This window comes from Pseudomonas kulmbachensis (assembly GCF_963681935.1).
GTDB classification, from domain to species: domain Bacteria; phylum Pseudomonadota; class Gammaproteobacteria; order Pseudomonadales; family Pseudomonadaceae; genus Aquipseudomonas; species Aquipseudomonas kulmbachensis.
This window is the reverse complement of record NZ_OY817088.1, coordinates 2901529-2916513: the sequence shown is the minus strand read 5'-3', so window position 1 is coordinate 2916513 and position 14985 is coordinate 2901529. Positions and strand designations below refer to the sequence as shown.

At 55.6% G+C, this 14985-nt stretch carries 13 protein-coding genes and 1 pseudogene; 9 read left to right on the top strand and 5 right to left on the bottom strand.

The window, feature by feature from the left end; translation table 11 throughout:
- Positions 1 to 57: 57 nt before the first annotated feature.
- Positions 58 to 1455: an MFS transporter gene (locus tag U5A05_RS13295; RefSeq protein ID WP_261738361.1), complete on the top strand. Its 1398-nt coding sequence runs from the start codon at positions 58 to 60 to the stop codon at positions 1453 to 1455.
- 427 nt (positions 1456 to 1882) lie between these two features.
- Here U5A05_RS13295 and U5A05_RS13290 read toward each other — a convergent pair whose 3' ends face one another.
- Complete coding sequence (locus U5A05_RS13290; RefSeq protein ID WP_321833282.1) at positions 1883 to 2623, bottom strand: helix-turn-helix transcriptional regulator; 741 nt, start codon at positions 2621 to 2623, stop codon at positions 1883 to 1885.
- 140 nt (positions 2624 to 2763) lie between these two features.
- Here U5A05_RS13290 and U5A05_RS13285 point away from each other — a divergent pair, with 140 nt between their 5' ends.
- Positions 2764 to 3708 (top strand): alpha/beta fold hydrolase, encoded by a 945-nt coding sequence (locus tag U5A05_RS13285; RefSeq protein ID WP_321833280.1) that lies wholly within the window; start codon positions 2764 to 2766, stop codon positions 3706 to 3708.
- 61 nt (positions 3709 to 3769) lie between these two features.
- Here the strand turns inward: U5A05_RS13285 and U5A05_RS13280 are convergent, their stop codons facing one another.
- Entirely contained in the window at positions 3770 to 4021 is a 252-nt protein-coding gene (locus U5A05_RS13280; protein ID WP_341850363.1) for a MarR family winged helix-turn-helix transcriptional regulator, read from the bottom strand.
- 126 nt (positions 4022 to 4147) lie between these two features.
- Positions 4148 to 5008, bottom strand: coding sequence for a LysR family transcriptional regulator (locus U5A05_RS13275; RefSeq protein WP_321833278.1), 861 nt, complete (start codon positions 5006 to 5008; stop codon positions 4148 to 4150).
- A gap of 164 nt (positions 5009 to 5172) precedes the next feature.
- On the opposite strand from U5A05_RS13275, the gene U5A05_RS13270 reads away from it, so the two are divergent.
- A complete protein-coding gene (locus U5A05_RS13270) occupies positions 5173 to 6699 on the top strand; it encodes an MFS transporter (RefSeq protein ID WP_321836512.1) in 1527 nt (508 codons plus the stop codon).
- Positions 6700 to 6806: 107 nt separating this feature from the next.
- On the opposite strand, the gene U5A05_RS13265 is transcribed toward U5A05_RS13270, so the two are convergent.
- Positions 6807 to 7424, bottom strand: a complete 618-nt coding sequence (locus tag U5A05_RS13265; protein WP_261738354.1) for a LysE family translocator — start codon at positions 7422 to 7424, stop codon at positions 6807 to 6809.
- Positions 7425 to 7490: 66 nt separating this feature from the next.
- Here U5A05_RS13265 and U5A05_RS13260 point away from each other — a divergent pair, with 66 nt between their 5' ends.
- The 4 genes and pseudogenes from U5A05_RS13260 to U5A05_RS13245 all read left to right on the top strand — a co-directional run bounded on the left by U5A05_RS13260 (position 7491) and on the right by U5A05_RS13245 (position 12215).
- The gene (locus tag U5A05_RS13260) at positions 7491 to 8408 is read left to right on the top strand and encodes a LysR family transcriptional regulator (protein WP_321833277.1); all 918 of its coding nucleotides are present in this window, start codon (positions 7491 to 7493) and stop codon (positions 8406 to 8408) included.
- A 150-nt stretch (positions 8409 to 8558) separates the two neighbouring features.
- Positions 8559 to 8891: pseudogene (locus tag U5A05_RS13255) on the top strand (DNA adenine methylase); the annotation flags it as partial.
- A gap of 356 nt (positions 8892 to 9247) precedes the next feature.
- Positions 9248 to 10705 carry a DUF1214 domain-containing protein gene (locus tag U5A05_RS13250; RefSeq protein WP_161719348.1) on the top strand — a complete coding sequence of 486 codons (1458 nt, stop codon included), beginning with the start codon at positions 9248 to 9250 and terminating at the stop codon, positions 10703 to 10705.
- 19 nt (positions 10706 to 10724) lie between these two features.
- A complete protein-coding gene (locus U5A05_RS13245) occupies positions 10725 to 12215 on the top strand; it encodes a DUF1254 domain-containing protein (protein ID WP_321833275.1) in 1491 nt (496 codons plus the stop codon).
- A gap of 272 nt (positions 12216 to 12487) precedes the next feature.
- Here U5A05_RS13245 and U5A05_RS13240 read toward each other — a convergent pair whose 3' ends face one another.
- On the bottom strand, positions 12488 to 13375 hold the full coding sequence (locus U5A05_RS13240) for a LysR substrate-binding domain-containing protein (RefSeq protein WP_321833274.1): 888 nt from the start codon (positions 13373 to 13375) through the stop codon (positions 12488 to 12490).
- A 123-nt stretch (positions 13376 to 13498) separates the two neighbouring features.
- On the opposite strand from U5A05_RS13240, the gene U5A05_RS13235 reads away from it, so the two are divergent.
- Together U5A05_RS13235 and U5A05_RS13230 are read left to right on the top strand one after the other, a co-directional pair.
- Positions 13499 to 14008: a sugar ABC transporter gene (locus tag U5A05_RS13235; protein ID WP_321833273.1), complete on the top strand. Its 510-nt coding sequence runs from the start codon at positions 13499 to 13501 to the stop codon at positions 14006 to 14008.
- Complete coding sequence (locus tag U5A05_RS13230) at positions 14005 to 14859, top strand: MBL fold metallo-hydrolase (RefSeq protein WP_321833271.1); 855 nt, start codon at positions 14005 to 14007, stop codon at positions 14857 to 14859. The genes U5A05_RS13235 and U5A05_RS13230 overlap by 4 nt, the downstream gene beginning before the upstream one ends.
- Positions 14860 to 14985 lie beyond the last annotated feature (126 nt).

Here is a 14985-nt window from a genome sequence, read left to right as displayed (position 1 = left end):
AGCGTGTTTAGAGGTTCTAAACAAATTTAGTAAAACTAAATCAACAAGGATGTACCAATGAATAATCCTCGCTGGCGGCTTTGCCTCATTTTGTTATGCACGACTCAATTTGTGGCATTGCTCGACTTTTCTATCACCATGATTCCCTTGCCACAGATTCAGGAAAGCCTGGGGTTCACCCCTGGGGCCTTGCAGTGGGTCATCAATGCCTATGGCGTCGCCATTGCGGGGTTTCTGCTGTTGGGTGGGCGCGCTGCCGACATGTTTGGCCGTCGCCGGGTATTTTTGCTGGGCCTGGTGATCTTCACCCTGGGTTCGTTGCTCGGCGGCTTCTCGCAGAGCCCCGCAATGCTCATCGTGACCCGGGCCATGCAAGGCTTTGGCGCGGCACTCTTTTCACCGGCGGCCTTCTCGTTGCTGCTGGCGCTGTTTCCTGACGAGAAATCGCGCAACCGTGCGTTAGGGGCCTGGACGGCCGTAGCTGCAAGCGGTTTCGTCGCAGGGTTGATTTTGGGTGGCCTGATCACCGACGCGCTGGGCTGGCGCTGGGTGCTCTGGATCAACGTCCCCGTGGGTGTACTGGTGATTGCCCTTGCAGGGTATTTGCCAGAAGGCAAGCGCGAGGCTTCAATGGCTGCGATGCGCCTGGATATCGGCGGCGCGATTCTGGTCGCAGCGGGTGCTGCAACATTGGTGTTCGCGTTTGCCAACAGCGAGCACGTAGGTCTTGCATCTCCCGTCACATACGGGTTGATTGCTCTGGCCGTGGGGCTGCTCGCGGTATTTGTGTGGGTTGAAAGCCGGGTCGAGTATCCGCTGATGCCCATTCCGATTTTTTGGCGGCGCATGACCGGCGGCGCAAACCTGGTGTCGCTGCTGGCGAATACCGCGTTGGGGCCGACTTTTGTCGTCGTGGCTCTGTATATGCAGGAAATCCTCGGTTTCAGTGCTACTCAGACAGGCCTGGGGCTGTTGCCGATGGCGATAGCCTTCACGCTCTCCAGCGCCTGGGTCGGACCTACCCTGATCGCCAGGGTCGATACCAAACCGGTGATTCTGGGCGGTATGACGCTGTTTATCTGTGGCCTGGCTTTGCTGGGCGTTTCCTTGGCCGTGGATACTTCCTGGGCCGGTTCGATTCTTCCCGGAACCTTGTTGGCGGGCATTGGTTACGGCATCGCATTCCCGGCCTGGACCGTGGCCGGTATCGAGGGCGTCGATGCGGTCGATCATGGTTTGGCGGGCGGCATGCTGACCACGACCCAGGAAGTCGGGTCTGCAGTCGGTCTGGCCGTGGGTGTCGCGGTGAGCATCGCCGTGCTGGCGGACGGGGGTAGTGCAGTGCAAGGCTTCAGCTACGCCATCCTGGTGTCTGCCTGCATGGTGGTAGTGGGGTTTGTGTGTGCCGCGCTCATCCTGCCGAACAAGGCTGCGCGGGTAGTTCATTACACGTGAACTGAGCAACGAAGTGCATTCGTGAACCTCTCAAGCCGGTTCACGAAGCACCCCATCAATGCTCCTCTGCGCAGTGCAGCATGGTGACTACTGTTTTTGCAGGTCGCCAGGTTTCCATGCCTTGTCGAAAAAGCTCTTGGTAGGGCCGTAGAGGCGCAGGATCACGAAAAACCCTTTAGTTGTGTCATGAGGATTAGGTATCGAACCGAATCAGCTATTGGTCAAGGCAATCTTGGTAAAACGCTCACAGAAGCATTCTCACTGAATGACTCCGCTTATATAAAACAGCCCCTACATTAAGCTGAGCGTGAGAGCCTTTCTTTGTGGGTACGTAAATCACATTTCCTTGCACCTGTATGGCATACCACCCACTTTGGTTTTAAGTTCTGTGTGCCACTGATTCGGGATAGGAAACCGCCGCGAAACACTAGCGCTGTGAATTATCCAGAGGTCGGACGCCATCATCGAAAACGACGTTCCGTTTTCGAAACGTCGTTCCTTCGATACAGTACGGTTCTCTGATCCTGTCCATGCGGAAATGCCGGAAATCTTCACGTGCAGGATCCCAGGCCACCAGATACCAGAGTGGCGGCAGAATCAGCATCGCTTGCGGCTCAACCACACGTGTGCTGCTTTCACCTTTTGCATCGCGGTAATTGAATCGCAGATGCAGGCGCTGAAGAAAGGCTGCCTCAAATTCCGGAAGCAAGGCAGGGTCCATTGTTCCGATATTGGTTCTGTCCACCTGCGGGGCAAGTTCTCCAATATACAGACAGTCCAGAAAATGCCGCAAATCCCGAATTTTGTCTGACGGCAGTGCCTTTTCAATCTTTGCAAGTCCGGTATCTGCAACGCTTGAGAATGGTAGATTTCCCGCCGCACGCATAGATGCCACGCTGATCAAAAGCGCAAAAACCTCGATCACTGAAAGACGTGGCGCGGTCTGAACTGAACGGGGGTCAAGTTGCAGCCCGCCGCCGCGACCAGGTTCAGAGCGAATGACAAAACCCTGTTCTCGCAACGCATTAATGTCACGTAACAGCGTGCTGCGGGATGCCCCTACCTGGCCTGCGAGCTCGGCAATGGTTGATGATCCGTTGCGGCGGAGGCTGCGTATGATGGCTTCTTGTCGAAGGCGAACATTCATCTTCTTTGGATCAATAATCAAAGGTGTCAGATTTTGACACCTTTACCTCGTAGTTTACGAGTGTCGACGTCAGCTGGATGTCTGGCACGAATCCTCGGAACTACCGGCATCAAGTGCTGCGCCGCTGCCTGATCGCCCATCCAAACCAAAAAGGAAGATAAATGTTTAACTCCAACGGCTTTCCCATGCCCACTTTGATCTCGGTAAACGGTGTTGAATTGGAAGTTTTTGAAGCAGGAAAAGAAAATTTTGGAAACCCGATCGTACTTTGTCACGGCTGGCCGGCGCATGCCTTTTGCTGGCGGCATCAATTGCCAGCGCTTGCGACCGCTGGCTATCACGTCATCGTGCCGAACCAGCGTGGGTATGGCAATTCTGCACGGCCGACTGACGTGACCGCATATGACCTCGCGCATTTGACTGACGACCTTGTCGCGCTGCTTGATCACTTCGGATACGACGATGCCGTCTTTGTCGGCCATGATTGGGGCGCTAATGTTGTCTGGGGTACGGCGCTACTGCATCCAAACCGCGTGAGCAAGCTCATCGCGCTCGCACTTCCCTATCAGGAACGGGGTGACATCCCGTGGGTGGAGTTGATCGAAAGCTTCATGGGGCCTGATAACTACATGGTGCATTTCAATCGGCACCCCGGAGTGGCGGATGCGATCCTGGATCAAAACAGGCAACAGTTCCTTCGAAATCTGTATCGCAAGAACGAACAAACACAAGCACCCGAAGTAGGAATGGCAATGATCAACTTGGCTGAGGCTGAGGCTGATACCGGAGAGCCGCTCATGACAGATGCCGAGCTGTCTGTCCTCGACGCCGCGTTTGAGGTCTCTGGCTTCACGAGCAGTATCAACTGGTATCGAAATCTGGACCGCAACTGGCATCTTTTGGCGGACGTTGACCCGATTGTTCATCACCCCGCGCTAATGATCTACGGGGACCGCGATACGATACCAAAGTCCCCAAATCTGAGTGACTTTGTGCCAAACGTCGAGGTTGTCAGCCTGGACACAGGCCACTGGATTCAGGAAGAAAAGCCACAAGAGACAACCAAGACAATTCTGGACTGGTTAAAGCAGACGTCTGCAAGCTGACCTTTAAAAGAGCAATTTTTCAACAGAATCGGCCAGAAGCGGTCATTGCGTGTCTACATAATCAAGACAATTCATCCGGCACTGGCCCTTTGTCGAGCATCATTTGAAAAAACTGTACCAAGCTGGACCGCTGCTCGCCCAACGGTAAGAAAAATTGGCGGTCAACTTCCTCCACAACAAGGACGGCCTCGTGCGCCAATTCTCGCCCGGCATCGGTGACGGAAATTACCTTGGCCCGAGTGTCGGTAGGATGGGCATTCCGCTCGAGCAGACCATTGGCGAGGAGCGTGCGAACCGTCTGAGATGTTGTCATTGGGTCACTGCCGGTCAACTGCGATAGTCGAGTTGCGGCCTGTCGCTAAGAGCCGCAACCATCCAAAGCCACCCTTCATAATCAACAGGGCACTGACTCTGGAATGCCAATGGCAGTCAGCTTGTTCTAGATTGATGGCGACTCAGACATCTCTACCAGCAGCTGCCCAAATGCATTGGCCGCAGGCGTCTTTCCTGTGGCACTCCAAATCAGTCTGAAGTCAGCATCCAGCAGCGCTGGCAGGCCATGTTGGCCGTCAATAACTACCATGCCGGGCTCTAGATCTCCCAACGGTAGAGCGGTGACGGCAAGCCCCGCCAACACTGCTGCCCGCAGTCCTTGTTGACTTGGGGAGGTAAAGGCGACCCGCCAATCCACAGTGGAATGCTCCAATGCCTCTACGGCCACTTGGCGGTGCAAGCAGGGCGTTGGTGCAAACGCCAGCGGCAAAGGGGAGTCGCCGGTAAAGTCGAAACTCTGCGCTGCGGCCCAGACAAACCGGGTTTCGCGCAGTACGGTACCGCCGGGGGGACTGCCCGGCAATGCCATGACGACGGCCAGATCGAGCCCATCGGCATCGACCAGCGCGCGCAGATCAAGGTAGGTGCCAACGGTTACATCCAGACGTACGGCGGGAAATTGCCTGGCGAACCGAGTCAGTAACGGCGGTAGGCCGTCGCCGATAAAATTTTCAGGCACTCCGAAGCGCACGGCCCCGGATACCGACGACGCTTCGAAACGCCGGGAGAGGGCGTCTTGCGCTCTTAGGACGTGTTCGGCATGGCGCAGGAAATCTTCGCCATCTTCTGTCAGCGTCAAACGTCGGGTGGTGCGCACCAGTAGCGTGGTACCGGCCTGTTCTTCCAAACGACGGATTTGATGACTGATCGCTGACTGGCTCAAGTGCAGCCGCTCTGCGGCACGAGTGAAACTGCCGGTTTCCTTGATCGCGACAAAAGCACGCAATAGCGCTGGGTCGAAGTCCATTTAGTCAACTCATGACGAATATTAATAAAACTTACGAAATTAAATCATTTCTGTCATTTTTTAATTACTTCCAGAATGCGGCCGGTCACTTGGCGTTATGTCTGGCGAGGCTGACATTCAGAGCGGTCTTGCCGGAGCCCATCAACTTGATCTGGAAGATCACGATGCAGTTCTCTTCTTCGCAAAAAGATGTTTTCACGATAGCCGCCGTTTGCTTGGCCTCGCTGATGTTCGGCCTGGAAATCTCGAGCGTGCCGGCCATTCTGCCCACACTTGAATCGGTTCTGCGCAGCGATTTCAAAGATATGCAGTGGATCATGAATGCCTACACCATCGCCTGCACCACGGTACTGATGGCCACCGGCACACTGGCGGATCGGTATGGGCGCAAGCGAGTGTTTATCATTAGCCTGGTGCTTTTCGGTATGACCTCACTAGGCTGTGGATGGGCGGACAGCGCCAGTGTCTTGATTGCCAGCCGATTCCTGCAAGGCATGGCCGGTGGTGCCATGCTGATCTGCCAGGTGGCCGTTCTGTCTCATCGATTCCAGTCTGGAGTTTCGCGCGGTAAAGCTTTCAGTGCCTGGGGGATCGTGTTCGGCATTGGTTTGGGGTTCGGTCCGATTATCGGCGCCGCTATCGTGGCGTTGTCGAGTTGGGAATGGGTATTCCTGGTGCATGCGCCAATTGCGGTACTCGCGTTGGTACTGGTGATCGTCGGTGTCGATGAATCACGTGATCCGCAGCGTCGCAGGCTGGATGTGTTGGGCATTATTTCGCTGTCGCTGGCAGTGTTGGGTCTTTCCTGGTTCATCACGCAGGGAGCGGGGGTGGGTTTCTCCAGCGGTTCGTCCATCGCCAGCCTGATAGTGGCAATGGTCAGCTTCATTGTCTTTGTCGTTGCGCAGCGACGCCATGTCGATCCCATGTTCGACTTCTCTGTATTGCGCATCCGCCGCTTCTCGGGTGCTTTGCTAGGGTCGGCAGGCATGAACTTCAGCTTCTGGCCATTCATGATCTACCTGCCTCTGTACTTTCAAAATAGCCTTGGCTACGCCAGTGTGGGCACCGGTCTGGCACTGCTGGCTTACACACTACCGACGTTGGTTATCCCCCCGTTAGGCGAACGGCTGGCGCTGCGCTATCGACCTGACGTGGTGATTCCCGCAGGCTTGTTCACCATCGGCCTAGGGTTCCTGCTGATGAAATGGGGCAGCAGTGTCACGCAGGCCAGCTGGCTGACGATGCTTCCAGGCTGTCTGATCGCCGGGATCGGCCTGGGACTGACCAACACGCCGGTAACCAATACCACCACCGGATCGGTGCCCAGCGCACGTGCTGGCATGGCATCAGGAATTGATATCAGCGCTCGTATGATCAGTCTTGCAATCAATATTGCGTTGATGGGATTCATCTTGGTGGAAGGCATCCTGTCTTCCTTGCGCAGCCAGTTACCTGGCTCGCCCGATGATGTGCAACTGAGGTTGTTGGCGGAGAGTATTTCAGCCGGCAATGCTGCCGTGTTGGCGCAGACTGGCCAGGGAACTACGATTCCGGTCGATGTCGCGAATGCAGCGTTGGCGCATGGGTTTGGCTGGGTAATGCTGTATGGCGGTATTGCAGCATGGGTGCTGGTGGCAGCGAGCTGCTGGGTCTTTCGTTCGAGCAAAGCTGCTCATTCTCATCAGTGACTGTCACTCAAACTGCTCAAGTACACATTCATACATAACAGAGTCAGGTCGAGAAACAACTCGAACACGCGGCGTGCTTGAAGGCCCAGCGCAGGGGCAAATTCACCTCAGACTGAACGCTGAGCGATTGTCAGCAGAATCCCGAAACTCACCAGTAGGCCTCCAAAAAATCGGTCAATCCATTGCCGTGAGGCCACTAGTTTCTCGCGCACTATCCCGGCAGAGAAGCACAACGCGACGAGGCTAAACCATACCGCGTGCGCCCCAGCGATGAACACGCCATATGCAATTTGCACTGTCAGGGAGGTGTCCGGTCGTACTACACCAATGAACAAACTAACGATGAAGATCGATGTTTTCGGATTCAACGCGTTTGTGAGAAATCCCGTGCGTAAAGCTGCCAGATCTGACATTGCGGTTAACGGTGCATCCAGCTCTTCAATAACCGGCCTGGAACGAAGCATTTTGATGCCTAGGTAGACAAGATACGCAGCTCCAGCCAGCTTCAGCGCATTGAACAACCAAGGCGTTTGTTGAAGCACTAAGCCTAGTCCGAGCAAGGTATAGCAGACGTGGACTAGAACCCCAGTACCAATTCCCACAGCTGTGAGGACTCCCGCCCGTCGAGACAGTAGCAATCCATTGCGAGAAACCATGGCGAAATCCGGCCCCGGACTGACGCATGCGAGTATTGTAATGGTGATTACAGCTATCCATTCGTTCATGCCGTACTCTTCGAATTCTTAGTGGTAAAAAGCAATATTTACAGATTATTTGCTCTGGTAATAACGATGATTTCTGAAGAAAATAGTGAGTACAGCTCACTAATCTCTGAAGCTCGCACGCCTTCTCTGCTCGCGCTGCGTTGCTTCGAATCGGCCGGACGGTTCGAAAACTTCGCCCGTGCGGCTGAGGAGTTGCATCTGACGCCAGGTGCCATAAGCCGAGCAGTGCGCTTGCTTGAGGAGGATCTAGGTGTTGACCTGTTCGAGCGGCGTAGCCGAAGGGTTTTTTTAACAGACGCTGGACGACGTTTGGCGAAAGCCGTTAGTGAAGGGCTTGGATTGATGAACCAGGCAGTTCGCGAGATACGTACCGATGCCCGTCGTGCTCGCCAGCTTGTCCTGTCCTGCGAGCCAACGCTGTTAATGCGATGGTTGATCCCTCGTTGGAGCAACTTCCAAACACATCATAGGGGGCCAGAAATTCATTTAGTGGCCGGCGGCGGCAGCTTTTCGTTCGACCATGGCATAGATTTGGCCATTCGGCGGGACGATTTTCCTCGCCCCCCCGGCTATCATGTTGAGAGCCTATTCCCAGAAAAGGTCGGCCCTGTATGCAGACCAGAAATGGCAGATCAGTGGTTCAGTAAAAGCAGGAAATGTCTGCGCTCCATGGCCCCACTGCTTCAGACTACTAGCCGACCTATGGCTTGGCAGGAGTGGGCTAGTGCAAAAGGACTGCCCACTCCTTCCATGGAGATGCAATCGTTTGAGCACTTTTATTTCAGCATCCAAGCAGCTGTCGCAGGCCTCGGGGTGGCCATTGGTCCATGGCATTTAGTGCGCGACGATATCCAGAGCGGTGTGTTGGCCGCGCCACTAGGTTTTGTTGAAGACGGCTCACGCTACTGCCTGCTATTTCCCACAGCACCTAAGCCAGGCAGCTTGGAAATGGATTTACTTAATTGGTTGCAGGCAGTGGACTGAGGCTAGTCGATTTTCAGTTACATTTTCTATGAACCAGACCAGTAAGGCGACGAGCCTTCCTAATAAGCAATCCGCCCCCACTCTTGAGCGGCTGGTCAGCGTGCAGATACACCGAGGCCAGCATGTCGTCCTCGATGCAGGTGTACCTAAGTTGAAAACCTGCCCAGGCTTGAGTGCGCAGAGCGCTACGACCGGGCACACACCTTCCACTATATTGACCCACCTTACTGGCAGACCGCTGGCTATGGCGTCGACTTCCCGTTTGAAAGCTACGAGCGTATGGCTGATTTTATGCGGCGTTACAAAGGGAAGGTGATGCTCAGTATCAACGGCCACCCAGACATTCGGCGGGTGTTTGAAGGGGTTCATTTTGAAGCGACTAAGATCCGGTATACAACCACAAATCAGCGGCAGGGAAGGGCTGAGGTGACTGGGGAGTTGATTGTTATGAGCTGGGTGCCGAGTGATCTGGGGGGCTTTTTTAGCCAGGATAATTTTTTAAAGGAGAGTCGTTCTGACTTTGTAAGAGTCTCTAATGTCCATATTTGGCCGATTGTAGTCCTCGCGAAGGACTGCTGTCGGCCCAGAGTGTGTAAAAACGCTTCGCCTAAATTGAAGTATGCGCGTCTGCGTTAAATCTGAAATTTATCGGCGCGTAAGCAGATGTGGATTTCGCGTAGAGGCGTAATTTTCAGTACAGTTTTGAGTGGCTGTCGCGCTCAAAAACGTTTTTACACACCATCGGCCAAAAGCAGACGTTCAGGCGTCACCCCGCCAAACTTAGGCTATCTTTTCTGCGACTCACCTGCAAAGGGTGATCCCGCAAGTAAGGATGCTTTATGAATCAATCGCCCCATCGCCTGAACCTGTTCGCACTGACGTTGATTGGTGCACTGGCAACCACAACCTTGCTGGCACCGCAAAGCCGCGCTGACGAAGTTTCCGGCCCCGTCGCCGGCACCAAAGTCACCGAACCCTATGTACGCATGATGGCGCGCGAAGCGTATTTCTGGGGTTGGCCGATGGCCAATATTTTCAACCGTCGCCAGGCTTTCAAAGACCTGCCCGAACCTGGCTTGATGGGTGGCATCGTCCCGGTCGCGCCAATCAATCGACTGTCGATGCTCAGCGATTACATTGATCCGGCCGAACGTCTGGTAGCGTGCCCGAATCAGGACGTGGTGTACGGCGCGGGCAGCATTGCGCTGGATCTGGAGCCGGTGGTGCTGCAAGTGCCGGACTTCGGCAGCCGTTTCTGGGTGTATCAGGTGGTGGACCTGCGCTCCGACAGCTTTGCCGAACTCGGCAAGATGTACGGCAGCAAACCTGGCTTCTATCTGCTGGTTGGCCCGGACTGGAATGGCAAAGTTCCGGCGGGCATCACCAAAGTCTTCCGTGCACGCACCAACACCGGCTTCGTGATTCCCCGAGTGTTCCAGGACGATACCGCAGCCGACCGCGCAGCCATTCAAGCGTCGCTGTCGGGCGTGGACATGTACCCGCTGTCGCAATACGACGGCAAGGTCAAACATCGCGACTGGGCGAAACTGCCGAAATTCCCGGCGCAGGCAGCGGGCAGCGACGAAACCAAATGGGTGATGCCGGAGAAATTCTTCGACGAGTTGCCGGCCCTGCTCAAGGACGCCAAACCGTTGCCGGGCGAAGAAGCCCGTTACGCGCAAATGGCCGCCCTCGCTGCCATCGCCAAGGCCGATCCGCAACTCAAGGCGGCGATGATCGATGAGGCGAAAAAAGCCGACAGCGAAGTGATTGATCCGCTGCTGCAATTTCGCAACTACGGCCTGCAACTACCTGATCACTGGAGCACCATCAGCAACGGTGCGGCGTTTGGTACCGACTACTTCAGCCGTACCGCTGTGGCGCGCTCGAACATCTTCGTCAATCAACAGAAAGAGACCAAATACTTCTATCAGGATCTGGACAAGTCCGGCACCCGCCTCAATGGTCAAAATGGCTATACCGTGACCTTTGCCAAAGGTCAGCTGCCACCGGTGAAAGGTTTCTGGTCGCTGACGCTCTACAACGAACAACACTTCTTCTCCCCGAATGAACTCAAGCGTTATTCGATCGGCACCAAAAACAAATCGCTGCAAGCCAATACCGATGGTTCGCTGACGATCTACGTGCAAAACGATTCGCCGGGCAAGGACAAGGAAAGCAACTGGCTGCCGACACCAAAAGGCGCCGATTTCTCGCTATACATCCGCGCTTATTGGCCTGAACCGGCCGCGCTGAACGGCCAGTGGGTGCCGCCAGCCGTAGTGAAAACCAATTGACCGGGACAGGATGTTCAAGATGAACACACTTGCAAAATCATTGACCGCAATGGGCCTGGCCCTGTCGATCAGCACCAGCGCCCAGGCCGCCACGCACTATGAGCAACTGGCCGATTTGCCGTTTGCGGGCGGGTATCCCACGCTCGAAGGCGTGGAACAACTGCAAAACGAATTGCTGTTCCAGCGCGCCGTGCAGTCGTACATCTGGGCGTTGCCGGCGTTGAACATGTACGCCATGAAGGAAGGCTCGGAGAAAGCCTTCGGCACCGGTTACAACGTGCTGCCGATCTGGAAGGATCGCCTCAACGCCAAGACCCGGGTCACCACGCCCAACTCCGACGTGATCTACGCCATGGGTTATCTGGATCTTAAGCAGGACGGCCCGATGGTCATCGAGGTCCCGCCAGGTTTGCAGGGCATTATCGATGACTTCTTCCAGCGGCCAATCTGCTCTGAAGGTCAGATCGAAGGTCGCCAGTGGTGTGGTGATGTTGGGCTGCCGGGGCCGGACAAAGGTAAGGGTGGCAAGTATCTTGTGCTGCCACCGGACTACAAGGGTGAGGTACCGCCGGGCTATCTGACCTACCGCTCGCGCACTTACGGCGTGTTCGTGTTCTGGCGCGGATTCTTCAAGGATCCGAAACAACTGGAGGCACCGGTCGCGGTCATGGAGCAGACGCGTATCTATCCGCTGGGCAAACAGGCCACGGCCAAAGCGATGGAGTTTCCCAACGCCTCGAAAACTCCGGTCAACATGCTCTACCCCACCGATGGCAGCGCGTTCGACATGCTGTCGCGGTTCATCGACCACGAATACGTTGACCCGCAAGACATGGAAATGCGCGGCATGCTTGCCGCACTGGGTATCGTCAAAGGCAAACCGTTCAAGCCGGAGCCTACCACCCGCGACCTGCTCGACAAGGCAGCGAAAACTGCAAGCAAGATCGGCCATGCCATTTCCTACATGCCGCAAACCATTGTCGCCAATGGCACCTGGTATCCGGATCGCAAGTGGTTGAACGTATTCCCCGGCAATGCGACGTTCACCGCCGACACCTTCAATTACATCGACCCGCGCACCGGTTTCTTCACCAATGCCTACTCGGCCAGCCCGGGCATGGCGGTGAACATGGAAAACGTCGGCGCCAAGTACCCGGCCACTTTCGTCGATACCAAAGGCCAATTCCTGTCCGGTAGCAACAGCTACTCGCTGAACCTTCCCAAAGGCATTCCGGCGGCATTGTTCTGGTCGGTGACGGCGTATGACTCGATCACTGCATCAGGCCTGGATAACGGCCAGCCGTTCCCATCGCTGAACACCATGGACAAACCCGTCACCAACACCGACGGCTCAATCGACGTGCACTTCGGCCCAGACTCACCGGGTACCGGTAAAAACTGGATCAAAACCCTGCCGGGCGAAGGTTACTTCGTAATTCTGCGGTTATACGGCCCGACCAAGGCGTTCTTCGACAAGGCATGGAAACCGGGGGACTTGATCAAGCAATGATCTGAGATGCGTCCGAACGACATGAGTGCATTAATGCATTCATGTCTTCGGCATTCTTGACCGACAGCTTTGGGTCGATTTCAGCCTGTCACGACCGGCTAAAAACGACCCATAGATGCCGGTGGCGAAAGGCAGAAATCGGCCAAAAGCAGACACAAAAGCTTTATCACCTATCCACTGAATAGCTGGTCGTGCATAGACATCATCACCCCGTGGGATCAGCACTAACGTGGCCTACGAAACCGAACCGGTCCTGGCACCTGCGCACGACCCTACCTCACCTGCGCCTCCTCCAACAGCCAATGCGCAAATGCCTGGATGGGCGCGCGGCTCAGCTCAAGGGGTTCGGGTAACACGAGGCAAAAGGTCTTGGCGACATTCTTTTCCTGCGGCCATGGCGCAACCAGCCGGCCTTGCGCCAGTTCCGCTTCCACGTACAGGCGCGGTACGAGTGCCACGCCGAGACCAGCCAGTGCGGCCTCGATCAACATCGCATGCAAATCGTAGCGCGCGCCCATCGCTGCGTTGCTCAGGACAATCCCGGTTTCTTGTGCATAGCGCTGCCAGGCATCCGGGTTCTGCCGTCGGTGTAATCGTGGCAGTGAATCCAGGTCCGTTGCCTGCTTGACCGGGTTCAGAAGGGCAGGATGACAAACCGGAATTAACACTTCGTTCAACAGGCGGTGCGTGTGCATGCCTGTCCAGGCTGGGTGCTGAAAATGGATAGCGGCATCAAAGCCGCTACCGGCAAGCACGAACGGTTCCATGCGTTCCGAGAGGTGTACGCAGATATTCGGATGTTGCTGGCTAAAGCCAGGCAACCGAGGGATTAGCCAGCGCAGGGCAAAGGTTGGACTGACGGCGATATCCAGGCTTGCGCCGTCGCTGGGTTGGCCCATCAAATACTGGCTGTCCCTGTCGAGGCGGTCGAGTAGTTCGCGCACTTGCGCCGCGTAGCGCTCACCGTTAGGCAAGAGCCGCACGCGGTTGCCAACGCGCTCAAACAGGGTGACACCCAGAAAGGCTTCCAGGCGACCTATCTGCCGACTGATGGCGCCTTCGGTCAAGGCTAACTCGTCGGCAGCACGGGCAAAACTGCCATGCCGGGCTGCTGTTTCAAAGGCAATCAGGGCTGCATTACTAGGGAGTTTTCGACGCATGGTCTTTCCTGAAGTCAAGGCAGCCATCTTGATGTTTAATCACTGAACAGTGCCGAAAAGTCGTTTTTTCAATCGTTACCGTGCCATTAGCATGATGAAACATCAATCAATGAAGTGGCTTTTATGATTTATACAGTCGAATGCAATTATGCTGAACCCGCCAGCGAAGCCGAGTGGAATGAGTTTTACAGCCTGGAAAAACTGCCCGCGCTGATCTCGGTCAGCGGGTTTAGCACCTCACAACGCTTCAAGGCCTTGAGAGGCGATTGCCCGGCCTACTTGGCCCTGCATTCAGTCGACACACTTGCCGTATTGCAAAGCGACGAGTACCGCAAAAAAGGGGGCGGCAACTTTTCCCGCTGGCAGTCGCACATCACTGATTGGAGGCGCAACCTCTATGCCGGGGTGGACCGAGCAATTGCCGTGGGCGCGGACGAATACCTTTTGGTCAGTGAGCAAGGGCCGCAAGCACTGATTGAGGTAGGCCTTACACCGCGAGCGCTGCACGCCGTTGCTTTGGACAAGACACCTGTACAGCGTTGGCTTGCCAAACTGGATTGCACTCAGGCCAGAGCCTGCGATCTGCAGGGGTTGAATGTATATCGCTCCATGACCGTGCAGTTACAGTCATGAGTAACGTGGACGTACATCGCTGGAGACTCCCCAGCCAGCAAGTCGGCGAGTTTTCAATCACCGCCATCAGCGACGGCTACTTGGGGGCGAGCCTGGATTTTCTCGCCAACATCGCGCCAACGGAGGCGGTCCGGCTACAGCTAGCCGCCGGAATCAGCGAGCCAGCGTCGATTCATATCAATTGCTATCTTGTACGTGGGCGTGGCCGAACGATTCTGATCGACGCTGGCGCCGGCGGATTCAATCAATGGGGCGGCGAGTTGCTGACCAATCTTGCATTGGCTGGCGTGCAACCCGACGAAATAGACACGATTCTGCTGACCCACGCGCACCCCGACCACATCGGTGGCTTGTTGAACGCATCGGGAGAAATGGCCTTCGCCAATGCTGAGTTGGTTGTGGACCCGCGAGAGCTAGCGTTCTGGGAGGACGATAGCCACCTTGGCCAGGCCAGTGAACGAGCGCGTGGCAATTTTCTATTGGCACGAAGAGTGTTCGAGCAATACCGGAAAAATCTGCGCCCGCTCACGACTAATGATGTACTGCCTGGCATCAGCGCGATGCCATTGCCTGGGCATACCGTCGGGCATTGCGGTTACCGCTTCGAATCCGCGGCGGGCAGCCTGCTGGTGTGGGGCGATATCGTTCATTTTCCTCAAATTCAAATTGCGCGCCCTGATGTCACGATTGCCTTCGACCTGGACCCGCTGCTATCAGCGGCCACGCGAACGAGGCTGCTGGATGTTGCCAGTTCAGACAACTTGATGATCGCTGGCATGCACTTGGGCGCGCTCGGCTTTGCTCATATCAAGCGCTCCGGTAACACCTACACCATTGCTTACGAAGTTTGAGTCAAGTACGGGCGGCAAACTGTCTTTTCTTCGCGCCTGAAAACGGGCCAGGAACGCTAAATGGAGCACATTTTTTTGCACGACTCTGACGTCTGATTCTGGCCGATTTCTGCCTGTCGCGAAGGG